19 protein-coding genes are annotated in these 23593 nt (G+C 56.0%); 12 read left to right on the top strand and 7 right to left on the bottom strand.

Features of this window, described 5'->3' with window-relative positions; genetic code table 11:
* The first annotated feature begins 50 nt into the window (after positions 1 to 50).
* The gene (locus tag AC13E3_RS20445; protein ID WP_008174605.1) at positions 51 to 1895 is read left to right on the top strand and encodes a SurA N-terminal domain-containing protein; all 1845 of its coding nucleotides are present in this window, start codon (positions 51 to 53) and stop codon (positions 1893 to 1895) included.
* A 112-nt stretch (positions 1896 to 2007) separates the two neighbouring features.
* Here the strand turns inward: AC13E3_RS20445 and AC13E3_RS20440 are convergent, their stop codons facing one another.
* A complete protein-coding gene (locus AC13E3_RS20440) occupies positions 2008 to 2880 on the bottom strand; it encodes a MurR/RpiR family transcriptional regulator (RefSeq protein ID WP_008174607.1) in 873 nt (290 codons plus the stop codon).
* A gap of 211 nt (positions 2881 to 3091) precedes the next feature.
* On the opposite strand from AC13E3_RS20440, the gene zwf reads away from it, so the two are divergent.
* Genes zwf through AC13E3_RS20425 form a run of 3 tightly spaced genes read left to right on the top strand, consistent with a single transcriptional unit; the run spans position 3092 to position 5950 of the window.
* A complete protein-coding gene (zwf, locus tag AC13E3_RS20435) occupies positions 3092 to 4567 on the top strand; it encodes a glucose-6-phosphate dehydrogenase (protein ID WP_008174609.1) in 1476 nt (491 codons plus the stop codon).
* Entirely contained in the window at positions 4560 to 5273 is a 714-nt protein-coding gene (gene pgl / locus AC13E3_RS20430; RefSeq protein WP_482902620.1) for a 6-phosphogluconolactonase, read from the top strand. The genes zwf and pgl overlap by 8 nt, the downstream gene beginning before the upstream one ends.
* Positions 5274 to 5290: 17 nt before the next feature.
* Positions 5291 to 5950 carry a bifunctional 4-hydroxy-2-oxoglutarate aldolase/2-dehydro-3-deoxy-phosphogluconate aldolase gene (locus AC13E3_RS20425; RefSeq protein WP_008174613.1) on the top strand — a complete coding sequence of 220 codons (660 nt, stop codon included), beginning with the start codon at positions 5291 to 5293 and terminating at the stop codon, positions 5948 to 5950.
* A gap of 426 nt (positions 5951 to 6376) precedes the next feature.
* On the opposite strand, the gene pyk is transcribed toward AC13E3_RS20425, so the two are convergent.
* Entirely contained in the window at positions 6377 to 7825 is a 1449-nt protein-coding gene (pyk, locus tag AC13E3_RS20420; protein ID WP_008174617.1) for a pyruvate kinase, read from the bottom strand.
* 68 nt (positions 7826 to 7893) lie between these two features.
* Positions 7894 to 8898 (bottom strand): type I glyceraldehyde-3-phosphate dehydrogenase, encoded by a 1005-nt coding sequence (gap, locus tag AC13E3_RS20415; protein ID WP_482902450.1) that lies wholly within the window; start codon positions 8896 to 8898, stop codon positions 7894 to 7896.
* Positions 8899 to 9067: 169 nt separating this feature from the next.
* On the opposite strand from gap, the gene edd reads away from it, so the two are divergent.
* Entirely contained in the window at positions 9068 to 10888 is a 1821-nt protein-coding gene (gene edd, locus AC13E3_RS20410) for a phosphogluconate dehydratase (protein ID WP_008174620.1), read from the top strand.
* Complete coding sequence (gene glk / locus AC13E3_RS20405; RefSeq protein WP_008174623.1) at positions 10885 to 11850, top strand: glucokinase; 966 nt, start codon at positions 10885 to 10887, stop codon at positions 11848 to 11850. Before edd ends, glk begins: the two co-directional genes overlap by 4 nt.
* Before the next feature lie 21 nt (positions 11851 to 11871).
* Here the strand turns inward: glk and AC13E3_RS20400 are convergent, their stop codons facing one another.
* Positions 11872 to 12612: a nitroreductase family protein gene (locus AC13E3_RS20400; protein ID WP_008174625.1), complete on the bottom strand. Its 741-nt coding sequence runs from the start codon at positions 12610 to 12612 to the stop codon at positions 11872 to 11874.
* 92 nt (positions 12613 to 12704) lie between these two features.
* Between AC13E3_RS20400 and AC13E3_RS20395 the strand changes: the two genes are divergently transcribed.
* Positions 12705 to 13313 (top strand): uracil-DNA glycosylase family protein, encoded by a 609-nt coding sequence (locus tag AC13E3_RS20395; RefSeq protein ID WP_008174627.1) that lies wholly within the window; start codon positions 12705 to 12707, stop codon positions 13311 to 13313.
* Positions 13314 to 13323: 10 nt separating this feature from the next.
* Here the strand turns inward: AC13E3_RS20395 and glpD are convergent, their stop codons facing one another.
* Both glpD and AC13E3_RS20385 read right to left on the bottom strand, forming a co-directional pair.
* Entirely contained in the window at positions 13324 to 14853 is a 1530-nt protein-coding gene (gene glpD / locus AC13E3_RS20390; protein WP_008174629.1) for a glycerol-3-phosphate dehydrogenase, read from the bottom strand.
* Positions 14854 to 15034: 181 nt separating this feature from the next.
* Positions 15035 to 15793 (bottom strand): DeoR/GlpR family transcriptional regulator, encoded by a 759-nt coding sequence (locus AC13E3_RS20385; protein ID WP_008174631.1) that lies wholly within the window; start codon positions 15791 to 15793, stop codon positions 15035 to 15037.
* A 204-nt stretch (positions 15794 to 15997) separates the two neighbouring features.
* Between AC13E3_RS20385 and glpK the strand changes: the two genes are divergently transcribed.
* Positions 15998 to 17470 carry a glycerol kinase GlpK gene (gene glpK, locus AC13E3_RS20380; RefSeq protein ID WP_008174634.1) on the top strand — a complete coding sequence of 491 codons (1473 nt, stop codon included), beginning with the start codon at positions 15998 to 16000 and terminating at the stop codon, positions 17468 to 17470.
* A gap of 25 nt (positions 17471 to 17495) precedes the next feature.
* Here the strand turns inward: glpK and AC13E3_RS20375 are convergent, their stop codons facing one another.
* The gene (locus AC13E3_RS20375) at positions 17496 to 19376 is read right to left on the bottom strand and encodes a sigma-54-dependent Fis family transcriptional regulator (RefSeq protein WP_482902449.1); all 1881 of its coding nucleotides are present in this window, start codon (positions 19374 to 19376) and stop codon (positions 17496 to 17498) included.
* A gap of 332 nt (positions 19377 to 19708) precedes the next feature.
* Here AC13E3_RS20375 and AC13E3_RS20370 point away from each other — a divergent pair, with 332 nt between their 5' ends.
* From AC13E3_RS20370 to AC13E3_RS20355, 4 genes are read left to right on the top strand one after another with little or no spacing between them, the layout of a single operon-like run.
* Complete coding sequence (locus AC13E3_RS20370; protein WP_008174637.1) at positions 19709 to 20803, top strand: ABC transporter ATP-binding protein; 1095 nt, start codon at positions 19709 to 19711, stop codon at positions 20801 to 20803.
* Positions 20803 to 21903, top strand: coding sequence for an ABC transporter ATP-binding protein (locus AC13E3_RS20365; protein WP_008174640.1), 1101 nt, complete (start codon positions 20803 to 20805; stop codon positions 21901 to 21903). Before AC13E3_RS20370 ends, AC13E3_RS20365 begins: the two co-directional genes overlap by 1 nt.
* A complete protein-coding gene (locus AC13E3_RS20360) occupies positions 21903 to 22769 on the top strand; it encodes a carbohydrate ABC transporter permease (protein ID WP_008174642.1) in 867 nt (288 codons plus the stop codon). Before AC13E3_RS20365 ends, AC13E3_RS20360 begins: the two co-directional genes overlap by 1 nt.
* Before the next feature lie 10 nt (positions 22770 to 22779).
* Positions 22780 to 23586 carry a carbohydrate ABC transporter permease gene (locus AC13E3_RS20355; RefSeq protein ID WP_008174643.1) on the top strand — a complete coding sequence of 269 codons (807 nt, stop codon included), beginning with the start codon at positions 22780 to 22782 and terminating at the stop codon, positions 23584 to 23586.
* The last annotated feature ends 7 nt before the right edge of the window (positions 23587 to 23593 follow it).

The following is a 23593-nucleotide window of genomic DNA, read 5'->3' as shown; positions in this document are numbered from 1 at the left end:
CGCTGAAACGAATAAAACTGCACTACCTTGAACAGGGATCCGGGAGAAACATGCTTCAAGATATTCGGAACAATGCCCAGGGCACGATCGCCAAGGTCATCATTGGTCTTCTTATTGTGTCGCTATCCATCTGGGGGATGGACGCCATTGTCGGCGGCTTCTCCGGCGAGCCTGAGGTGGCAACCGTCAACGGCGAGGATATTACCGAGCGGGAGTTTCTCCGCGTGGTCCAGATGGAGAGCCAGCGCCGGCTATCCAGAATGGAAAACCCGGATCCCTCGATGCTTGACGAAGACCAGATTCGCACAGACGTTCTGGATTCCCTGATCCAGGAGCAGGTCCTGATCCAGGATGCCAACGCTCAGGGACTGGAGCTCAATGATGCTGATATCGATGCGTTGATTACCCAGATGCCGCAGTTCCAGGTGGATGGCCAGTTCAATCGCGACCGCTTTGTGGCCACAGTCCGTAATATGGGCATGGGCGTGGGCGAGTTTCGGGAAGCCATGCGCAAGCAATATGTGGTGAACCAGATCCGTGCGGGTATCGTTCAGAGTGGCCTGGTGGCGGATGAGAATGCCGAGCAGCTGCTCCAGATTCAGAACCAGACACGCAGTTTCCGGGTACTGGATATTCCTGCCAGCTCAGTGGCGGACGCGGTATCGGTTTCTGATGCTGACGTTGAAGCCTTTTATGAAGAAAACTCGGGTGCGTTTCAGCAGCCGGAGCGTGTAGACGCTGCCTACATCACGCTTTCGCTGGGTGCCCTTGCTGAGAGCATTGAAGTTGACGATGCGGAGCTTCAGGCCTATTACGAGCAGCAGGCTGCCGATCTGGCCAGTGAGGAGCGTCGGGCGTCCCACATCCTGATCGAAGAGGGCAGTGACGCAGACGAAACCATGGCAACGATCCAGGAGCGCCTGGCGGCCGGGGAGTCATTTGCTGACCTGGCGCGGGAGTATTCCATTGATACCGTTTCGGCCGAAGACGGCGGCGACCTGGGCTATGCCGGTCGTGGCATTTACGCCGAGCCCTTCGAGGAAGCCCTGTTTGCCCTTGAGGAAGGCGAAGTTTCCGAGCCGGTTCGGACATCGTTCGGGGTTCATCTTATTCGCCTCGAGGATGTCAGGGAGTCCGAGGTGCCGTCTCTGGATGAAATGGAAGACCAGCTCCGTCGTGAGCTGGCCCGTGAAAAGGCTCGTGAGCAGTTTGCTGAAGTCCGGGCAGAGCTTGCCGACTCCGCGTATGCCGCCGATGATCTGGCCGGCCCTGCCGAAGAGCTCGGGCTTGAGGTGCGGGAGGCCAACGGCGTTACCCGTGACGGTGGTCAGGCGCCGTTTGACCACGCCGGTCTGGTACGACAGTTGTTTTCCGAAGATGTCCTCGACGCGGGTTACAACACCGAGTTGATCGATGTGGGTGACAACGTGTCTGTCGTTGCCCGGGTGAATAAGTATCATGAAGCCGAGCAGCTGCCCCTGGATCAGGTTCGCGATCAGATCCGGACGACGCTGGAGCAGCGCAAGACGCGGGAAGCTCTTTCTGAAAGGGCTGACGCGATTATCGCTGACCTTGAGTCAGGTGAGAGCCCCGAGGGTATTGGTGAGTGGTCCAGCTATGAAGGGCTGGCACGGAACGCGTCCGAGGCAGGTCCCGCCATTCTCCAGCAGGTGTTTTCTTTGCCGCGCCCGGCGGATGGCGCCCGGTTTGGCAAGGCTGTGATGGCCAATTCTGCCGCGGTGATCGCGCTGGACGAGGTCACGGACGGGCAGGTCTCGGAAGATGGCACCGAACTGAACCAGCTTCGGGAATTCCTGGCATCTCTCGAAGGCCAGAGGGAATACGCTGCGTACCAGCAGTTCCTTCGAAACCGGGCGGAGGTCGAGAGACCCTGATATCCGCCTCATGAAAAAGGCGCCGAATGGCGCCCCGCGATCAACGAAAAGCCCGGTGCGAATGCCCGGGCTTTCTTGTATCTGCTGACCTCTTCTATTGTGGCACTGAGGCTCAGGTCGGTGGGAAGCGGGTGGGCTTGAGGCTTTCCTTGATCTTCTTGAGGTGCCCGAGGAAATCCGCGCCGCGTTTGAGGGTTACGCCGGTTGCAAGAATGTCGATAACGCTCAGATGAATGATCCGAGAGGACATTGGCATATAGACCTCAGTGTCCTCCGGCGCGGTGACGCCCAGCACCACCGTGCAGCTTTCCGCCAGGGGGGAATCGGGGTTGGTGATACCGATCACCGTAGCACCGTTGGCCCGCGCAAGTTGTGCGATATCCACGGTTTCCCGGGTGCGGCCCGTGTAGGAAATGAGCACGATAACATCGCCCACGTTTGCTCCGGCCGCCACCATGCGCTGCATCAGGGCGTCGTCGTAGGACATGACCGGGATATTGAAGCGGAAAAACTTGTGCTGGGCATCCATAGCCACAGCAGCAGATCCGCCCATGCCAAAGAAATTGATCTGTTTGGCCTGGATCAGGTAATCAATGGCCGTTGCCAGGGCTTTCGGGTCGAGCGCTTGCCGAGCCTTGTCCAGGCTGGCAATGGTACTGAGCATGATCTTGTCTGCGAATTCGGCAACGGTGTCGTCGGGCTCCACGTTCTGGCCGATATAGGGGGTGCCGGTAGCGATACTCTGGGCGAGGCGAATCTTGAAATCCGGGAAACCTGTTGCCGAGAAACCCCGGCAGAAACGGTTAACGGTGGGTTCGCTGACGTCGGCGGCTCTCGCCAGGGCAGCTATGCTGTAACGGGTGGCCGCGCTTGGGTCACGGAGAATGGCCTCGGCCACTTTCCGCTCGGATTTGTTAAGGGTCTCCAGCCTGGACTGGATGTCCTCAAGCAGATTGTCGTCACGGTGCGCCTGGTTCGCGGCCATCAATGGTACTCCCTGAATCATGGGCGGTCGTTGTCTTGAAAACGCGGTGATTATACCGCTTTTTTACCGGTTTTGGGGTAGTAAAAGTATCACGAAACGCAGTTTTTTCTTGGAAAAACGATTTTTGGATGTCATTATTTGGTTAAAATTACTACATTGAGTTCTGTCGTCGAGTTTTTGCGACGGACTGCTCACCAGAGAGAAGGAACCAATGGTCAACAAGATCAATACCCGTTGTGACCTGATGCTCTTCGGAGCCTTGGGTGACCTTGCCCAGCGAAAACTGTTTCCGGCGCTGTACCAGCTTGAGCGCGCCAACCTCTTGGCGGAGGGGAGCCGGGTCCTGGCCATTGCCCGCTCAGATGCCGATACCGAGACCGTGCGCCAGCAGTTGTTTGACAAGCTGAAGCAGTACGTAAAGCCGGAAGAGTTCGATGCTGGACTGGCCGAATCCTTTCTGAAGCGGGTCGATTACCAGATTCTGGATTTTAACGAACCCGATGCATTTGCTGTGCTCAACGAGTGGCGTGATGACGCCAATAATGAGCTTATTGTTTATATGGCCACCCCGCCGTCCATGTATGGCGTCATAGCCCGAAACCTGCGGGCCGCCAGTTGCTGCACCGAGAAGACGCGGGTGGTGGTCGAGAAGCCGATCGGTCACGACCTGGAGTCGTCGAAGGTGATCAACGATGAGCTTGGCGAGGTCTACAACGAGAACCAGCTGTTCCGGATTGATCATTACCTGGGTAAGGAAACGGTCCAGAACCTGATCGCTCTGCGTTTTGCCAATAACCTGTTTGCCTCCCAGTGGGACCAGAACCACATTTCCCACGTGGAGATCACGGTGGCCGAGAGCGTTGGCATCGAGGGGCGGTGGGGCTATTTCGACAAAGCTGGCCAGATTCGCGATATGATCCAGAATCACCTACTTCAGCTGCTGTGTCTGATCGCCATGGACCCGCCCTCGGACCTGTCTGCCGACAGCATCCGGGATGAGAAAGTCAAGGTTCTCAAGGCCTTGAAGCGCATTACGCCCGATATGATGGACAGTTACGTGGTGCGTGGCCAGTACACCGCCGGCACCAGTAACGGCAGGCCGGTGCCCGGCTATCTGGAGGAGGAGGGGGCAAACAAGGGCAGCGCTACTGAAACTTTCGTTGCCCTGAAAGCAGAGATCGACAACTGGCGCTGGTCGGGTGTCCCGTTTTACATTCGCACTGGTAAACGCCTACCCGAAAAGCTGTCCCAGATCATCATCCACTTCAAGCCTGCGCCGCATTACATTTTTGATCCGGACCAGAAGCACCTCGCCAACAACAAGCTGATTATCCGTCTTCAGCCTGACGAAGGCATGGCCCTGAAGATCCTCACCAAGGACCAGGGCCTGGATAAGGGCATGCGACTTCGTCAAGGCCCTCTGGAGCTCACCTTTTCTGAGACCTTTGTTACCGATCGGATTCCCGATGCCTACGAGCGTTTGCTTTGGGAGGTAATGAAGGGTAACCAGTACCTGTTCGTGCGCCGTGACGAGGTGGAGTATGCCTGGCGCTGGGTCGATCAGGTTATTCGGAACTGGAAGGATGGCGGCGAGCCGCCAAAACGTTACGCGGCGGGAACCTGGGGCCCCGTTGCTTCCATCGCCATGATTACCCGGGATGGCAGGAGCTGGTATGAAGATGTCTGATCTGCGTTTGCCCGGGGGTGTCAGTGATCGCTCAGGTGAAACCGCTGATGGCGTGGCCCTGGATCTTGCTGATGCCGTGGCGGGATTTCTGGCGGCCCGCCTGAGAGAGGTGCCCAGGGCGAGCCTGGTGGTATCCGGCGGTTCCACGCCGCTGCCATTTTTCAGGGCGCTGTCCGGCAAGGATCTGGATTGGGGCAGGGTAGACGTTCTGCTGGCGGATGAGCGTTGGGTGGAAGAAAACGATGACGCCAGCAATACCCGCCTGGTTCGGGAGAACCTGCTGCAGAATAAGGCGGCCTCGGCCCGGTTCCTGTCGCTCAAACAGCCTGGTGCGACACCCTCAGAGGGTCTTGAGCGAGTGAAGGCCGAGCTCGTGAACCTGGCCCTGCCCATCGACGTGCTGATTCTTGGTATGGGCAACGACGGCCATACCGCCTCACTGTTTCCCGACGCACCCGAATTGGAAAGTGCGATGAATCCTGAATGCCAGGAAATCGTTGCGCCCGCCACGCCCGCGTCGCAGCCGCAGAAACGCATCACCTTGACCTGGCCACCCCTGAGGGATGCCCGATTTACCGCGTTGCATCTGAAGGGCGAGGACAAACTGCAGACACTGGACCGTGCTATGTCTGAACCGGACAAGGTGCTCGAGATGCCAATCAGAGCTTTCCTGAAACCAGGCCTCCAGGTGTTCTGGAGTCCCTGAAACGCCCGACATTTGTTATGGAGAAAACCGTGAGCCAACTTTCCGATTACCATCGCGAGCGCGTCAGGGCAGTACTGCAATCCTCACCCCTGGTGCCGGTCATCGCCATTCAGGACCTCGACGACGCCGTGCCCCTTTGCCAGGCTCTCGTTGATGGCGGCATCAACGTCCTCGAAATTACCCTGCGCACTGAACACGGCCTAAAAGCCATCGAAGAAGTCCGCAAAGCCATCCCGGATGCGTGGGTCGGGGCGGGCACCGTTACCAGCATTGCCCAGTACCGACAGGTAGAGGCCGCTGGCGCCCAGTTCGTAATCACCCCGGGCGTAACCGAAGCCATTCTGGAATTCGGCCTGACCTCCGAAGCCCCGCTGTTGCCGGGCATTGCCACCATCTCGGAAATGATGATTGGCTATAACCTCGGCTACCGCGAATTCAAATTCTTCCCCGCCGAAGTCGCCGGCGGCATCCCGGCCCTCAAAGCCTTCAGCGGGCCATTCCCGGACGTCACCTTCTGTCCAACCGGCGGCATACGCCGCAACACCGCAGCCGACTACCTGGCCCTCGGCAACGTCCAGGCCGTTGGTGGCACCTGGTTGACCCCTGCAGATGTGGTGGCGGCCAAAGACTGGGCGCAGATTACCGAGATTGCGCGGGGGAGTCTGGCGGACCTCTGACTTTGGTCTTGTTCTCGTTCTTGTAGCCTGAAGGTTTCGGCGTTTGCGCGCTTCTGGGCGGGACTGACGGGAAACGCTACGAGCACATCCATGTGCGCTTGGCGCTGGCCATCCATGGCCAGCGACATTCCCGTCAGCCCCGCCCAGAAGCGCTTAGCAAAACTTCCGATAACGCGAGTATTCGTCGCAACCTTGTAGGTCTCAATACTCGAGAAACTGTCACGCCGAGAAAACTGCAACATTCTGAACGAGGGAGTGGGGTTCCCCTTTCCAAAAATGTCTGTGGCCAAGGATGGCCACAGCCAAGCGCACATGGATGTGCTCGTAGCGTTTTTTGGAAAGGGGAGCCCCACTGCCGATTCGCACATTGCCGCAGGCTACAAGGCCACGCACCAATCGACTAAGGGCTGGAAAGAAGGCTTACAGTCAGCGAATATCAGAACCAACCCGAACAATCTTCATGGTATTGGTACCACCCTGGGCATTCACATAATCACCCTTGGTAATCACCACCAGATCACCGTCCTTGACTGCTCCGCGATTCACCAGCTCCGACACCGCCAGCGCATTGGTCCGCTCGTTCGGAATCTTGGCTGAATCGAAAGGCACCGTCTGAACGCCACGGAACATAACGACCCGATGCTGGGTGGAGTGATGGCGCGAAAACGCAAAGATTGGCAGGCTCGACTTGATGCGAGACATCAACCTCGGCGTGGCACCCGTCTCGGTCATGCAGATAATGGCCGAGACACCCTCAAGGTGGTTCGCTGCGTACATGGCGGAAAGAGCGATAGCTTCATCAACTTCCTCCATGCTCTCGTGAATCCGGTGTTTGGACTGATGCATCGACGGATGCTTCTCTGCGCCCAGGCAAATGCGCACCATGGCTTCGACTGCTTCCTTGGGATAATCACCCACGGCCGTTTCCGCAGACAGCATCACTGCATCGGTATAGTCCATCACCGCGTTGGCAACGTCTGAGACTTCGGCTCGCGTTGGCATGGGGCTGGTGATCATCGACTCCATCATCTGCGTGGCCGTGATCACCGCGCGGTTGAGAACGCGGGCGCGGGAGATGATGTGCTTCTGTACGCCCACCAACTGGGCGTCGCCGATTTCAACGGCCAGATCGCCACGGGCAACCATCACGGCATCGGATGCTTCGATTACCGCGTCCAGGGCTTCGACATCGTCGGCAAGCTCTGCCCGTTCGATTTTCGCGACCAGGCCCGCGTCGGAGCCTGCCTCTTTCAGCAGGCGCCGGGCGATGTGCATATCCTCGGCAGTACGCACAAACGAAACCGCCACGTAATCCGCGCCCAGTTTGGCGGCTGTGACGATGTCCTGCTTGTCCTTTTCCGTCAGTGCCTCAGCGGACAGGCCGCCGCCGCGCTTGTTCAGGCCCTTGTTATTCGAGAGCGGGCCTCCGATAAGCACGGTGGAAGTGATGCTGTGGTCGCTGACCGACTGCACTTCCATCTCAATGCGGCCATCGTCCAGAACCAGAATGTCTCCCGGTTCCACATCTTCGATCAGTTGCTCGTAGTCGATGCCGACCTTTTCCTCGGTACCCGCCTCCTTGTCCATGGCAGCGTCCAGGATAAACGTCTGGCCTGCCTTGAGGGTGACCTTGTTCTCCGAGAACCGTGCGATGCGCAACTTGGGGCCCTGCAAATCGGCCAGCAAAGCGACAAACCGGCCTTGGGCCGCTGCTGCTTCGCGAACCCGGCGAGCGCGGCCGATGTGCTCTTCGGCGCTGCCGTGGGAAAAGTTGAGTCGGGTGACATCCACACCGGCGGCGATAATGGCCGCGAGGGATTCCGGTGAATCGGTGGCCGGGCCGAGAGTGGCGACAATCTTGGTACGCCTGAGCATGGTTGGTGTCCTTTGGTTCTTCAAAATGGTCTCGAAAAGAGTAGCGGAATCAGCTGAAACGGCCAGATTTACTGGCCGGCCTCGAAGAGGGCGAGGGCATTATCCAGCATACGATTCGAGAAGCCCCATTCATTATCGTACCAGGCCATGACTTTTACGTGACGACCCAGGACGCGGGTGTGGTTGGCATCATAGATGCTGGAAAGTGCGTTGTGATTGAAGTCGATGCTGACCAGTTTCTCGGTATTATAACCAAGAACCGGGTTTTTCTCGGCCGCTGTTTTTATCGCCTCGTTTACTTCGTCAACGGTCGTTTCGCGGCTGGCGATAAAGCCAAAGTCCACCAATGATACGTTGATGGTGGGGACGCGAACTGCGAGGCCATCAAGCTTTCCCTCAAGTTCCGGAATAACCTTGCCAATGGCGGCAGCCGCGCCGGTCTTCGTTGGAATCATCGATTGAGTGGCAGAGCGAGCGCGGTAAAAATCAGAGTGGTACACGTCGCTCAGTTTCTGGTCGTTGGTGTAGGAGTGGATGGTGGTCATCAGGCCACTCTCGATGCCGATGGCCTTGTGCAAAGCTTCAACAACCGGTGCCAGGCAGTTGGTAGTGCAAGACGCGTTGGAGATAATGTCGTGATTGGTGGTCAGGGTTTCGTGATTCACGCCGTAGACAATCATGGCATCCGCATCGGGGCTGGGTGCAGAGATGATGACCTTGCGCGCGCCGGCTTTCAGGTGAGCTGCCGCCTTGTCCCGTTTGGTGAAAAGCCCGGTGCACTCGAAAACAACATCGACACGGTGATCTTTCCAGGGCAGTTCTTCGGGGTTGCGCAGTGCTGTGATGGCAATGCGGTCGCCGTTCACTGTCAGCGATTCTGAGTCGTGGCTGACATCGGCCTCAAATCGACCATGAACACTGTCATACTTGAGCAGATGGGCGTTGGTTTCGGCGTCGCCAAGGTCGTTAATGGCAACAACCTGTAGCTGGCTCCGGTAGTTATTTTCATACAATGCTCTGAGAACATTGCGACCGATGCGGCCAAAACCGTTAATTGCGATACGGATTGTCATTGTCTGACTCCTTGGGTGGTCGTTTTTTGTTCGTTTTACCTTAGTAATGTAGTAAATATAACAACAAAAAAAGAAGAAATGAACGATACAACGGTGGAAATGCCAAAAAAAGGAAGTAAAATTACGTCTAAAAACGACCACTCTAATAAATTACGCAATGGAGCCCACCATGCACCCGACCGTAGATAAGGTTACCCAGAGAATCATCGAGCGCAGTCGCCCAACGCGGCAGGATTACCTGAACCGCATGAATGCCCTCAAAGCCCAGTCTCCACACCGGAGCTCTCTGTCCTGCGGCAATCTGGCCCACGGTTTCGCGGCCTGTAATCAGGGCGACAAAGACACCCTGAAATTCATGAACAAGGCCAACGTGGCCATGGTAACGGCCTATAACGATATGCTTTCGGCCCACCAACCCTACGAAAAGTTCCCGGATATTATTCGGGAGGCGGCCCGTGGAATGGGGTCGGTGGCTCAGGTGGCCGGGGGCACGCCGGCCATGTGTGACGGCGTAACCCAGGGCCAGCCGGGTATGGAGCTGAGCCTGTTCTCCCGGGACACCATTGCCATGAGTACGGCCGTGGCCCTCAGTCACAACATGTTCGATGCCACGCTGCTTTTGGGGATCTGCGACAAGATTGTGCCTGGCCTTCTGATCGGCTCGCTGAGCTTCGGCTATCTCCCTACCATTCTGGTCCCCGCAGGGCCGATGCCTTCAGGGCTCCCGAACAAGGAAAAGCAGCGGATTCGCCAGCTTTACGCCGAGGGCAAGGTTGGCAAGGAAGAATTGCTGGAGGCCGAGAGCAAGTCCTATCACAGCCCCGGCACCTGTACGTTTTACGGCACCGCCAACAGCAACCAGCTGTTGGTGGAAGTCATGGGCCTGCATATGCCGGGGTCTGCGTTTGTGAACCCCAATACGCCGCTCCGTGATGAGCTTACCCGGGCGGCGACCGAGCAGGTGATCAGGCTGTCCAAGCCTCACGGTGGCGAGCTGGGTCTGGGCGATATGGTGGATGAAAAGAGCATCGTCAATGCTCTGGTGGCGCTGCTGGTTACTGGCGGTTCCACCAATCACACCATTCACTGGATAGCGATTGCCCGGGCGGCGGGGATCATCATCGACTGGAACGACTACGCCGAGCTTTCCTCCGTGGTTCCGTCCATGACCCGGATCTACCCTAACGGGCAGGAAGACGTGAATGCTTTCCACGAGGCTGGCGGAACGCCGTTCCTGATCAGGGAGCTGCTGAGCGGCGGATACCTTCATAACGATGTGAACACAGTGGTTGGCTATGGCCTTGAGCGCTATACCGAGATGCCGGAGTTGTCGGATGAGCAACTGGTGTGGAAGCCCGCGCCGGAAAAAAGCCTTCGCCCGGATGTGCTCAGCCCGGTTGCCGAGCCGTTTGCACCCGATGGTGGGCTGAGGGTGCTTGATGGCAACCTTGGTCGGGGCGTTATCAAGGTCTCTGCCGTTGCCCCGGAGCACCGTAAAGTTGAAGCACCGGCCGTTGTGTTCAACGACCAGAACGAACTCAAGGCAGCCTTTGAGGCAGGAGATCTGGACAGGGATTGTATTGTGATCGTGCGTTTCCAGGGTCCCAAGAGCAATGGCATGCCAGAGCTGCACAAGCTTACCCCCTACCTTGGCGTGTTGCAGGATCGCGGATTCAAGGTGGGTCTGGTGACGGATGGCCGTATGTCCGGTGCGTCGGGCAAGGTGCCTGCGGCGATCCATGTCTACCCGGAGGCGCTGGACGGTGGCCCGCTGGCCAAAGTCAAGAATGGCGACATGGTTTGTCTGGATGCCGAGAGTGGTGTTCTTGTCATCCGCGTGGATGATCAGGAGTTCGCCGGCCGGGAATCTGAAAAAGCGGACCTGACCGGGTATCATCACGGCTACGGTCGGGAGTTGTTCGGCTGGATGCGACGTGCTGCCAGCAATCCCGAGGAAGGGGCCAGCTTTTTCTGGAATCACGAGGCATGACAGCAACACACTATTCACTGGTCGGTGATATTGGTGGCACCAATGCGCGTTTTGCCCTAGTAGAGCAGGGAACCGTGCAGCCTCGTGCCATCAAGATTTTGCCCTGCGGGGAATACGCGAACCTCGATGACGCAGTGCGGGATTACCTGGCTCGGGTTGGGGTTTCGGAGGTCGATGGGGCCTGTCTGGCTGTTGCCTCACCGGTTCGCGGGACCCAGGTTCGGATGACCAACAACCACTGGCTTTTCGATACCGAAGAAGTTCGGGCACAGTTTGGCTGGTCCAGGTTCAAGGTGATCAACGATTTTACCGCCATGGCCCTCGGCGTTCCTCACGTTGCGAACGACCATCTGGTGCATGTTTGCGGCGGCCCCGGTGACATCCGGCGCCCCCGGCTGGTGATGGGTCCGGGAACCGGGCTCGGTGTTTCAGGGCTGGTGCCCATCGAGCATGGCTGGGTGCCGTTGATGACCGAGGGTGGCCACGTGGATTTCGCGCCCACGGACGATACCGAAATGGCTGTGCTGCGGATTCTCAAGGCCTGGTTTGGCCGGGTTTCCGTGGAACGGATCCTGTGCGGTCAGGGCTTGTTGAACCTGTATCAGGCCCATGCGGAGATTCAGGGCGTTGCGGCGCCACTGGATGCGCCGGAGAAAATCACCGCGGCTGCGCTAGAAAACACCGACAGGCTGGCCCGCCACACGCTAAGCCATTTCTGTGAAATTCTCGGTCGGGTAGCCGGCAATGGCGTTCTGACCCTGGGTGGCACAGGCGGTGTCTTCCTGTGTGGCGGAATCCTGCCCCGTTTCCTCGAGTTCTTTCTCGAAAGCCCGTTCCGAAATGGCTTTGAGGATAAGGGAAGAATGCGCCCGCTGCTGGAGTTCACACCTGTTTATGTGGTCACCGAGCCCTACACCGGCCTGCTGGGGGCTGCCGAGGCACTGGGCAATCCTGAGGTCTGAGGCCGGATTGCCGTTGCCGGATCAGAGGTAGTGCACCATCTGGCGCTGATCAAAACGGTACTGGCGGTTATAGACGCCGTTTTCAGCCCGTCTGCCGGCTGCCAGTACCATGGTTACCAGTCCTTTTCCGGACAGATTAATAAGCTTCTTCACTCGATGCTCGTCAAAACCCTCCATGGGGCAGGAATCATACCCGTGAGCGCGGAGCGCAAGCATGAGGTTCTGGGCAGCCAGGGCTGTGGATTTGGTAGCCCAGATTTTCATCTCGCAATTGGAGTAGGGCCCCCGGGGCACCGGCCTGGTAATTCCCACCGCAAGGCCTGCCGCTTTTTTGGCTAAACCCAGAATACCAAGCGGCCCCTGGTTGTAATGAATCGGGGCAACTTTGCGGTAGTATTTTTCGACGATGGGCGGCAGTTTTTCTTCTGGCCAATCCTCAAGAGCTTGCCGTGCATGAGCCCGCCAGCTATCCGGTCGGGCAACCACTACGATCAGCGCAGCGGCGGTTTTCGCTGCATTCTGGCCAAGACAGGCGTGGGCGAGTTCTGCCTTGAGCTCCGGCGTGCGGACAACGAAAAATTCCCAGGGCTGAAGGTTACTGGAATTCGGAGCCAGGGTTGCCAGTTCCAGGCAATCTTCAAGCACGGCCTCAGGAATCGGCTCATCGGTGAAGCGCCTGATGGAGCGGCGCGTGCGAACAACTTTCCGGAACTCTTCGATATCGATTTCCGGCAGCGGGAGAGAGCCTGCTTTCGCATTCATGATGTGTCCTTCGAGACTTGTTGTGTCGTGATTGTGCCTCTATCGTTACGGGAAATGACGGTATATGCAATCACCCTGATAACGGAACGCTCATGACAGAGGACCTTTCCCGGCTTCCCTTCGATGACCTGGTTCGGCGCGTGCGGGCGTGTACGCTTTGCGCCGACGTTCTTCCACGCGGGCCGAGGCCTGTCATACAGATATCTGAAAGCGCCAGAATTCTCGTAGTCGGGCAGGCTCCGGGCAGGCGCGTGCATGAAACCGGGCTGCCCTTCAACGATCCCAGCGGCGATAGGCTTCGGCAATGGATGGGGGTTACCCGGGATACCTTCTATGACGAGCAGAAGCTCGCGATCCTGCCGATGGGGTTTTGCTATCCGGGTACCGGAAAATCCGGGGATCTTCCGCCGCGGCCGGAGTGCGCGCCAGCCTGGCGCAATTTACTGTTGGATCATCTGCCAGACATAGGTCTGACTCTTGTTATCGGGCAGTATGCGCACACCTGGCATCTGCCGGACTGTCGTCAGTCCGTAACGGCCAATGTTGAGCATTGGCAGAAGTATTGGCCAGAGATAGTCCCAATGCCTCACCCCAGCCCAAGAAATAACCTCTGGCTGCGTCGGAATCCATGGTTCGAAGACGAGGTTGTGCCCCAGCTGCAACAAAGAGTTGCCCTGCTTCTTGGGCCGGAGCAACAGTGACCGGAGGGGTTCAGGCGCTGTGATGGAGCGAAGTCTTGCGAGTGTCGGCACAAGCGCTTTTCATCAGGTAGCGGTCCAGTGCTTCCACATCCGCGTCGCTCGAATAAAGTCCCTGTTTAGTACGACGCCAGAGAATATCCTCCGAGGTCATCGCCCATTCGTTCTTTATCAGGTGCTCGACTTCCCGTTGATAGAGGGTTCCTGCGAAGTGTTCGCCCAGATCGTCCATTGAGTGGCAATTATGGAGAATGTCGTAACTGGTTGTGCCGTAGGTACGCACATAGCGACTGATCACCTTCTCGGAGAGCCAGGGAAAATCACGTCTGAGGGTTTCTTCCAGTGCTTCATGATTGGCAAAGTCTCCGCCCGGCAAAACACCAGTCTTGGTCCAGCGACCGCCGGCTTCCGGGAAGAACTGGCACAGCTTGTCCGTGGCGGCTTCGGCCAGTTTGCGATAGGTGGTGATCTTGCCTCCGAATACCGAAATCAGCGGCGCCTTACCTTTTTCACTATTGACCTCAAAGGAGTAGTCCCGTGACGCTTTCTGGGCATTCTCCTGTTCATCGTCCATCAGGGGCCGCACGCCAGAGTAGGACCAAATCACATCCGAAGGCTCCAGTTGCCGCTTGAAATGGGAGTTTACGATGTTCAGGAGATAGTCGGTTTCTTCAGGTGAGATCTTTGCTTTTTTCGGGTCGCCTTCATAATCGACGTCGGTGGTGCCCACCAGTGAGAATTCGTCCTCGTAGGGAATGACGAAAACGATCCGCTCGTCCTCGTTCTGAAGGATATAGGCCTCGGTGCCCTTGTTCATGCGCGGTACCACAATATGACTGCCTTTCACCATGCGAATCATCTTGGGCGCCGGCATTGAAAGAGTCTCACCGAACAGTTTGCTTACCCAGGGGCCAGAGGCATTCACAATAGCCTTCGCCGATACCGTTTTTTCGGTTTCGTTGGTCATATCACGAAGTGTGACCTCCCATTCCTTTGAGCCCTGTTCTGCCTTGACGCATTTGGTGCGGGTCAGTATCTGTGCGCCAAACTGCTGTGCTTTCTTTGCGGTCAGCACCACGAGACGGGCATCGTCTACCCAGCCGTCCGAGTATTCAAAGCCTTTGGTGATATCGGGCTTCAGAGGGTCCTTCTCATCAAATTTGATCGAGCGGGAGCCCGGAAGGATTTCCCGTTTTGCCAGATGGTCATAGAGAAACAGGCCGGTGCGAATCATCCAGGCTGGCCGCAGGTGAGGGCGGTGAGGCAGCCGGAAACGCATGGGCCACATGATGTGTGGTGAGTTGCGAAGCAGAGACTCGCGCTCGGCTAGGGCTTCCCGGACCAGGCGAAATTCATAATGTTCCAGGTACCGCAGCCCACCATGTATCAGCTTGCTGCTGCTTGATGAGGTGGCTGAGGCCAGGTCATTCATTTCGCAAAGCAGAACTTTCAGTCCCCGTCCCGCCGCATCCATGGCAATGCCCGTGCCGTTGACTCCGCCACCAACGACGATAACGTCAAACTGCTCATGCTCCATAGCCATTGTTGGTCATCTCCTGACGACTCTGAAAAGGCGCTTTGTTGCGATGCGCACTTTTCAGTGTTCAATATGCGGTATATCGCTATTATGCGAAAGGCATATATATTCGTAAAGGAAAAAATAGAAAAAAAACGAAAAACGTAGCGCGATCACCTTTTCGCAGAGGGGAACAAGCGAAAAACTATTAAACGATATGGAGCTGAGCGTTGTGTTCGTTCAGCAACTGACGGATTTCTACGGGAGGTTGCTGATCCGTAAACACATGATCGGCCTGGGAAATGTTACCGAGACGGACCATGGCATTTCGTCCGAACTTGGAGTGGTCGGCAGCAAGAAGGACCTGGTTGGAGTTGGCGATGATTGCCTGAGCGACTCGGACTTCGCGGTAATCGAAGTCGAGGAGGGAACCATCATTGTGAATACCGCTGATTCCAATGATGCCGAAGTCCATCTTGAACTGATTGATGAAGTCCATGGTAGCTTCACCGACAATTCCGCCATCACGGTTGCGCACCTCTCCGCCAGCGATGATTACATGGAAATCTTCTTTGGCCGAAAGAATGGACGCAACGTGCAGGTTGTTGGTAACTATCTGTAGGTTGTTCTTCTCAAGCAGAGCCTTAGCGATGGTCTCGGTGGTGGTGCCGATATTGATGAACATGGAGGAGTTGTCAGGGATGAGCTCCACCAACGCTTGTGCAATTCGTTCCTTGGCTTCCAGATCCATTATCTTTCGAGCCTGGTAGGCGGTGTTGACTGTGCTGGAGTCAATGCCTGCTCCGCCATGGTGTCTGCGGAGCTTTTTCTCCTTGGCGAGTTCATTCAGGTCCCGGCGGATCGTCTGGGGCGTTACCTTGAATTGGTCCACCAGCTGTTCGGTCGTGACAAAACCGTTCTGCTGGATCAGCTCCATAATAAGATCCTGTCGGCGACGCTGTGCCATGAAAGCCTCCTCCGCTTTATCATTTTTCTCATGCGAAATACTGTGCGTCCGAAAACAGTTTTAAAGCTTAGTAGTTTTCAGCGGGTTATGCAGCTTCTTTAAAAGGTTCGGCGAGTTGGACGCGCGCTTTAAGTGAAAACTACTTGGAATTTATGTTCAAAAAAGCAAAAATGCGAAAAAATAAGAAACCCAGGTCGAAATACCATGAGTCAGTACATACTTTCCATCGATCAAGGTACAACCAGTTCCCGTGCCATACTCTTTGACCTACTGGGCAACATACACGCTATCCGCCAACAAGAGTTTCCCCAACATTTCCCGGCAAGCGGCTGGGTTGAGCACAATCCGGAGGATCTCTGGTCATCGGTTCAGCAGACCTGTGACGCGGTAATGGCCGAAGAGTGTGGTGATTGCGGTAAAGTGGTTGCCGTAGGCATCACCAACCAACGCGAGACCACGGTAGTCTGGGATCGGAATACCGGAGAGCCCGTATACAACGCTATCGTCTGGCAGGACCGGCGAACCGCCTCCTACTGCGAGTCCCTGAAACGTGAAGGGCTCGAACCCTGGGTCAACAGCAAGACCGGTTTGCTGATTGATCCTTATTTCTCGGCCACCAAGATCCGTTGGATTCTGGAAAATGTCGACGGAGTGCGGGAACGAGCGGAGCGCGGTGAGCTCGCATTCGGTACCGTCGATAGCTTTTTGTTGTGGCGACTAACCGGTGGCCGAGAGCATCGCACTGATGCGACCAATGCCAGCCGTACGATGCTGTTCAACATTCACAACCAGAAATGGGATCCGGAGCTCCTGGAGCTTTTCGGCATTCCCGAATCGCTGTTGCCGGAGGTGATGGACTCTGCCGATCAGTTCGGAGAGATCACAGAGGGTGGAGCCCTTAACGGAACCTCGGTGCTCGGTATTGCTGGAGATCAACAGGCCGCTCTATTTGGTCAGACCTGCTTCGGCATTGGCATGGCGAAGAGCACCTACGGAACCGGTTGTTTCCTGATGCTCAACACTGGGGACAAAGCTTTGCAGTCGAAACACCGCTTGCTCACAACGGTGGCCTATCGGCTGAACGGTAAGCCTACCTACGCCCTGGAAGGCAGTATTTTTATCGCGGGCGCAACCATTCAATGGCTGCGAGACGGACTTCAGCTAATCCGGAATGCTTGTGAAACAGAGCCGCTCGCAGAGGGTACGCCCATGGACCACGGAGTATATCTGGTGCCAGCATTTACCGGACTCGGCGCGCCCTATTGGGATCCCAATGCAAGAGGCGCCATTTTCGGTCTTACCCGCGATACCGGTATAAAAGAGATTGTCACGGCGGGCCTGCAGTCTGTTTGCTATCAGACCAAGGATCTGCAGAAAGCCATGGAAAAAGACGGCATTCGCCCGGTCAACCTCAGAGTTGACGGTGGCATGGTGGCCAACAACTGGGTGCTCCAGTTTCTGGCTGACATTCTCGGTGCGAGGGTGGATCGCCCGTCGTTGGTTGAAACTACTGCGCTGGGCGCTGCCTACCTAGCCGGCCTGAAAGCCGGAGTCTATGGCTCTCTTGAGGAACTCTCGGATCTGTGGTGCTGTGACCGGAATTTTGAACCAGTCATGACGAAGCAGAACCGGGACAAGCTTTACGATGGCTGGATCCAGGCAGTTCAGAAGCTTTGACGATACGATGTTGCGGAAACGCGGTTTAGCGAACCCCTAATTCCCGAAGACGCTTGTATAGTGTGTTTCGGCTGATGGCCAGCTCTCTCGCTGCCTGTGACACGTTGCCAGTGCACTTGCGGTACACCTTGAGAGTTGTGGCGAGTGGATCCTCCTGTTCAACCTCAACGCCCGGGGCTCGTGGTTCCGCTATCCGTGGATCGGATTCCTCGCCTGCGGCGGTCTCGAATTCTGCAAGAAAGTCTTCCGGTAAATGCCATACCTGCACATCTTCCCCGTCAGCAATGGCGATCGCCACCCGCAACACGTTCACCAATTGGCGGATATTACCCGGCCAAGGGTGGTTCTCAAAGGCCGAAAGCACTTTAGGAGACAGCTGTTCCGATTGACCAGGGTCACGGTGTCGGGAATAGAGGTTCTGTATCAGCAGCGACCTGTCGGATCGGTTTCGGAGCGCAGGGAGTTCCACGCATAGCCCGTTGATCCGGTAGTAAAGGTCCGCCCGGAAATGGCCGCTTTCGATACGTGTGCCCAGTGGTTGGTTGGTTGCGGTAACCAGCAGAATATCAACGGGAACGCTGTCGGTAGAACCCACTGGCGTAACCAGCCGTTCCTGGAGTACCCGTAGCAGCCTGGATTGGGCCGACAGGGGCATTTCGCCAATCTCATCAAGAAACAGGATGCCTTTGTGGGCCTTTCGAATAAAGCCCAGCGAACCCTGCACCCGGGCGCCGGTGAAGGCGCCGGCTTCGTAACCGAACAGCTCCGACTCAACCAGTTCCGGCGGAATGGCCGCGCAGTTAACCGCGACCAGTGGTTGATCCTTTCGGTGGGATGCCCGGTGAAGGGCCTTGACCAGCACTTCCTTGCCGACCCCTGTCTCGCCGGTGATAAGAACCGGGACACCCCGCTGAAGTACTTTGAGACTTTGTGTAGCGCAACGCTTTACTGCCGAATCACCGAACTCCAGGTTGTCGATACCCAGCAGCTCATCTGAATAGCAGCCCTCGTTCGACTGAGATAACCGATCGATCCGATTCGGGTTTTCGTTAACCCTTGTAGGGCGTTTGATCCTGGCGCTCAGTCGCACCTTGCTGCGAGTGGTCAGTTGCAAGGTTTCAGTTTCTGGATGCTCAAGAATTTGATGCCGGCGGCTCGTAAATAACTCATCCAGGCGGGCCTCGACGGTATTCATTCCCAGTAACTGGTCCGCTCGCTGGTTGCTTGCAATGATCTTTCCGAAATCATCGCAAACCAGGATGCCCGACCAGGGGCTGTCAAAGTTATCCGCCGTGGTGTTCAGGGTAATCTGAAAATGATCGGGGCCAAACTGACGTTTGATGAGACGATTTTCGACAGATTGTGAAAGTAGCCGAACCATGCCGAGGGTGTGGGCCTGTGGCAGGTAAGCGTCGCTGAATACGCTGAGAACCCCTGCAATCTGCCTGTGAGCACCGAAAATGGGTGCCGCAGAACCAATGATGCTCCGGTTCGTTTTCAGAAAATGTTCGTTTCGCTGAATCTGGACGGGCGCACTAACAGCAATAGAGGTGCCAATGGCGTTCGTACCGCAATTCTGTTCTTGCCAGTTCGCACCCGCCTGGAACCAGGGTTTCAGGCGGGTCTCGGTGATACGTTCATCACCCCAGCTGTTCAGTACCGTGGCATGCTGATCGGCAAGCAGAATGAGGCATCGGCTGCTGGAAAGTACGTTCCGGTAGTAGGGGAGAACCTCAGCCTCGGTCACCGAGAGCAATTCGCTGTACTGGCGGTTTATTTCCTCCAGTCGGGCAGATTCCGGCATAAGCGGTGTTGGCTCATGGTCGTGTTCAAGGCCCCAGGCAATACAACGGTTCCAAGAATCGGCAATAACGCTCCGGTAATCCGCATATTCGTTTTTTCTCATCAGTCGTCACTCAAGCATTCGTTGGTTGTTTTGGTCGACATTCGAGCAGCTTACGCGGGCAATTGTGCCAAAGCTGATGCTCAATAATCTGTGCAAATGCTGTTCAGGTCAATGTTCAGTTTGAACACAATATTGCTAAACGAACATTTTGGTTTTCGAATGAGAAATTTGCATGTAGAGAAAAAGCTCTTTAAAACAACGTTATAAGAAAATCAATTTCTTTGCTTGCGCAATGTGGTATGTCCTTTGCGTATAGAGTTCGAAATCGAATTTGCGCGGCTGATTTACGTCGGTCTCGAAGCGCGTTTCCACAAGAACAAAAAGGAAAGCCTATGTCCTTAACACTGGAGAATCTCTCCCGTGAGGTCGACGGCGTCGACTACATACGGGATGCCAACCTCACCTTCGAGGCAGGCTCTTTTAATGTTCTGCTCGGCCGGACACTGGCCGGAAAAACCTCGCTGATGCGATTGATGGCTGGGCTGGATAAGCCCGATACCGGCCGTCTGATCTACAACGGTGAGGACGTTACAGGGCAGAGCGTGCAGAGCCGCAACATATCGATGATCTATCAGCAGTTCATCAATTACCCCAATCTGACCGTCTACGAAAACATCGCCTCGCCACTTCGGCTGGCGAGGATGACTGATTCTGAAATTGACCGCCGGGTGAAAGAAACGGCGTCGATGCTTCGGATTGATCCTTTGCTGAAGCGTTACCCGTTGGAACTGTCAGGTGGTCAGCAGCAGCGAACCGCCATGGCCCGGGCCCTGGTGAAGGATGCCACCCTGGTGCTATTCGACGAGCCCCTGGTAAACCTCGATTACAAGCTACGGGAAGAGCTTCGGGCGGAACTGCGAGACCTGTTCCGCGAGCGCCAGTGCATTGCGGTGTACGCCACTACGGAGGCCAATGAAGCCCTGGCACTCGGTGGCACAACCACACTGTTACACCAGGGCCAGGTGGTTCAGAACGGGCCAGTGATGGATGTCTATCGCGCACCTGTGAACACCCTTGCTGCACAGTTGTTCAGTGAACCCCCGATGAACATGATTCGAGGCCGGGTGTCTGAAACCGAGGTGACGTTCGACGAGTACTCCCACCATGCACTTACGCAGGAGCTGTCGAAGCTGGAACCTGGCGATTACTGGTTCGGAATTCGTCCCAGCCATATTGGTCTGGTCCCCACCAGCGACGATGATCTGGAAATGTCCATGGAGGTAGAACTCAGCGAAATCAGTGGTTCTGAAACCTTCATGCATGTGGAGAACAGTCACTTTGAAATGGTGATGCAACTGATGGGAGTGCATCAGTACCACACAGGCGCACCGATCAAGGTATATCTGCCGATCAATAAATTGTTCGTCTTCGACAATAACGAACAACTGGTGCACACCCCGTCTCAGGTTTCAGGAGGGTCTGTCTGATGGCTGAAATTCAATTGAAATCACTCGCCCACAGTTATAGTGACATGCCCGAGGGACCAGACGATTACGCAATCCGTCAGCTCGACCATGTCTGGCACAAGGGTGGGGCTTACGCGCTGTTGGGCCCTTCGGGTTGCGGAAAAAGCACCATGCTGAACATTATTTCCGGTCTGGTTCAGCCTTCCGAGGGCGAGGTACTTTTCGACGGAAAGCGTGTTAATGAGTTGTCTCCGAGGGACAGGAATATCGCCCAGGTCTTCCAGTTTCCTGTCATCTACGACTCAATGACGGTCTACGACAACCTGGCGTTTCCGCTGAAGAACAACAAGGTTCCAGCCTCCAAGATCAAGGCCCGCGTTCATGAGATTGCCGAAGTCCTGGAGATCCAGGACAAGCTCTACAAAAAGGCAAAGAACCTGACCGCGGATGAAAAACAGAAGGTATCCATGGGCCGCGGCCTAGTGCGGGAAGACGTGTCGGCGATTCTGTTCGACGAGCCGCTGACGGTGATCGACCCGCAGCTCAAGTGGAAGTTGCGCCGCAAGCTCAAGCAGATTCACGAGCAGTTCGACATCACCATGGTGTATGTCACCCACGATCAGCTCGAAGCCTCCACCTTTGCCGACAAGATTGCCGTGATGTATGGCGGACAGATCGTCCAGTTTGGTACCCCAACCGAACTCTTTGAACAGCCCAACCATACCTTCGTGGGTTTTTTTATCGGAAGCCCCGGCATGAATCTTATCGAGGTGCAGCGCTGTGCCCGGGGCGTGTGCTTTGGGAACACGAATGTGTCGCTTGAGCCCTGGCAGGTTGATGTCCTGCAGCGGACCAGGTCTACCAACATCAAGATCGGAATTCGTCCGGAGTTTGTGGAAGTGTCCTCCGTCGCTTCAGACGACACCTTTGAGGCTGAGGTGATGGATGTCGAGGATCTGGGTACCTACAAGATCGTTACCGTTCAGCTTGACCACGAAAAAATGAAGGTTCGGGAGAGCGAGGACTTCGCCGCATCAATTGGCAGTCGAGTTTATCTCTCGTTCCCGAAGCAGTGGTTGAAGCTGTATATGGATGAATTCCTGGTACAGGAGCAAGACTGATGCAAAAGGTACAAAACAATAAAGCCTGGTGGCTGGTGCTGCCTGTATTTCTGCTCGTTGCCTTCTCGGCTCTCATTCCACTGATGACGGTCGTGAATTATTCGGTCCAGGATATTTTTGGTCCGGGCCAGGCGTTCTTCGTGGGTACTGAATGGTTCAAGGAAGTGCTCACCAACGAGCGCCTTCAGGATTCCCTTATTCGGCAATTTATTTTTTCCGGCGCGGTATTGCTAATCCAGATTCCGCTCGGAATCGGGGTCGCACTGATGATGCCAAAATCTGGCATAAAGGGGTCGCTCTGCCTGATTCTGCTGGCGATTCCGTTGCTGATTCCCTGGAACGTGGTTGGCACCATTTGGCAGATCTTTGCCCGTGGCGACATCGGTCTTTTCGGCTGGGGGATCAATCAGCTGGGGTTTGACTACAACTATACCGGAGACACCCTTGATGCGTGGTTGACGGTTCTGTTGATGGATGTCTGGCACTGGACTCCGCTGGTCGCCTTGCTCTGCTACTCCGGGCTGAGGGCGATTCCGGAGGCCTTCTATCAGGCGGCGGAAATTGACCGTGCCTCGAAATGGGCGGTGTTCCGGTATATCCAGCTGCCCAGGCTCAAGAGTGTTCTGATCATCGCAGTGCTGTTGCGGTTCATGGACAGCTTCATGATCTACATTGAGCCGTTTGTGCTTACCGGTGGCGGCCCGGGCAGCTCCACAACCTTCTTGAGCCAGACACTGACAACCATGGCAATCGGGCAGTTTGATCTGGGTCGCGCGGCTGCGTTCTCGCTGATCTACTTCCTCATTGTATTGCTGATTTCATGGCTCTTCTTTACCGCCATTACGCACGCCGACAAAGAAAAATAAGGAGAGTGTGATGAGACAGACACGTTCAAAAAACGTCGGGATTACGCTGTTTATTCTGCTGCTCCTGACTCCGATATACTGGTTGTTGAACATGTCGTTCAAGACCAATCAGGAAATTCTCGGGGGGCTTACCCTCTGGCCCCAGAATTTCACCCTGGATAACTATGCCGTGATCTTTACGGATCCCAGCTGGTACAACGGTTACATCAATTCGATGATCTACGTGTCCATCAACGTGGTGATCACGTTGCTTGTGGCCTTGCCTGCCGCCTATGCGTTCAGCCGTTACAAGTTCCTGGGTGACAAGCACCTGTTCTTCTGGCTGCTGAGCAACCGGATGGCGCCGCCGGCGGTCTTCCTGCTGCCTTTCTTCCAGCTTTATTCATCTATCGGCCTGTTCGACACCCATATTGCGGTGGCGCTTGCTCACTGCCTGTTCAACGTGCCCCTGGCTGTCTGGATTCTGGAAGGGTTCATGTCCGGTGTCCCCCGTGAGTATGACGAGATGGCCTATATTGATGGCTACAGCTTTCCGAAATTTTTCGTGAAGGTGTTCCTGCCGATGATTCGTTCCGGGATCGGGGTGACGGCTTTCTTTGCCTTCATGTTCTCCTGGGTGGAGCTGCTGCTGGCCCGGACGCTAACGTCCGTGGATGCCCAGCCGATCGGGGCGATCATGACCCGAACGATAGGGGCGAGCGGTATCGACTGGGGTGTTCTGGCTGCCGCCGGTTCGCTAACCATCATTCCCGGCCTGCTGGTGATCTGGTTCGTTCGTAACCATGTTGCCAAAGGCTTCGCCCTCGGACGCGTGTAAGGAGACG

The organism is Marinobacter sp. L-80 (assembly GCF_056859395.1).
The sequence above is the reverse complement of the archived record's forward strand: the minus strand, read 5'-3'. Positions and strand labels throughout refer to the sequence as shown.

Excerpts from the sequence above, each read along its gene's own strand:
- AC13E3_RS20360 (WP_008174642.1), top strand. The coding sequence starts at position 21,903 with ATGCAAAAGGTACAAAACAATAAAGCCTGGTGGCTGGTGCTGCCTGTA.
- pyk (WP_008174617.1), bottom strand. The coding sequence starts at position 7,825 with ATGCTCAGGCGTACCAAGATTGTCGCCACTCTCGGCCCGGCCACCGAT.
- AC13E3_RS20440 (WP_008174607.1), bottom strand. The coding sequence starts at position 2,880 with ATGGCCGCGAACCAGGCGCACCGTGACGACAATCTGCTTGAGGACATC.
- pgl (WP_482902620.1), top strand. The coding sequence starts at position 4,560 with ATGTCTGATCTGCGTTTGCCCGGGGGTGTCAGTGATCGCTCAGGTGAA.
- glpD (WP_008174629.1), bottom strand. The coding sequence starts at position 14,853 with ATGGCTATGGAGCATGAGCAGTTTGACGTTATCGTCGTTGGTGGCGGA.
- AC13E3_RS20400 (WP_008174625.1), bottom strand. The coding sequence starts at position 12,612 with ATGAATGCGAAAGCAGGCTCTCTCCCGCTGCCGGAAATCGATATCGAA.
- AC13E3_RS20445 (WP_008174605.1), top strand. The coding sequence starts at position 51 with ATGCTTCAAGATATTCGGAACAATGCCCAGGGCACGATCGCCAAGGTC.
- AC13E3_RS20395 (WP_008174627.1), top strand. The coding sequence starts at position 12,705 with ATGACAGAGGACCTTTCCCGGCTTCCCTTCGATGACCTGGTTCGGCGC.
- AC13E3_RS20370 (WP_008174637.1), top strand. The coding sequence starts at position 19,709 with ATGTCCTTAACACTGGAGAATCTCTCCCGTGAGGTCGACGGCGTCGAC.
- AC13E3_RS20355 (WP_008174643.1), top strand. The coding sequence starts at position 22,780 with ATGAGACAGACACGTTCAAAAAACGTCGGGATTACGCTGTTTATTCTG.
- zwf (WP_008174609.1), top strand. The coding sequence starts at position 3,092 with ATGGTCAACAAGATCAATACCCGTTGTGACCTGATGCTCTTCGGAGCC.
- AC13E3_RS20375 (WP_482902449.1), bottom strand. The coding sequence starts at position 19,376 with ATGAGAAAAAACGAATATGCGGATTACCGGAGCGTTATTGCCGATTCT.
- AC13E3_RS20385 (WP_008174631.1), bottom strand. The coding sequence starts at position 15,793 with ATGGCACAGCGTCGCCGACAGGATCTTATTATGGAGCTGATCCAGCAG.
- glk (WP_008174623.1), top strand. The coding sequence starts at position 10,885 with ATGACAGCAACACACTATTCACTGGTCGGTGATATTGGTGGCACCAAT.
- AC13E3_RS20425 (WP_008174613.1), top strand. The coding sequence starts at position 5,291 with ATGGAGAAAACCGTGAGCCAACTTTCCGATTACCATCGCGAGCGCGTC.
- edd (WP_008174620.1), top strand. The coding sequence starts at position 9,068 with ATGCACCCGACCGTAGATAAGGTTACCCAGAGAATCATCGAGCGCAGT.
- glpK (WP_008174634.1), top strand. The coding sequence starts at position 15,998 with ATGAGTCAGTACATACTTTCCATCGATCAAGGTACAACCAGTTCCCGT.
- AC13E3_RS20365 (WP_008174640.1), top strand. The coding sequence starts at position 20,803 with ATGGCTGAAATTCAATTGAAATCACTCGCCCACAGTTATAGTGACATG.
- gap (WP_482902450.1), bottom strand. The coding sequence starts at position 8,898 with ATGACAATCCGTATCGCAATTAACGGTTTTGGCCGCATCGGTCGCAAT.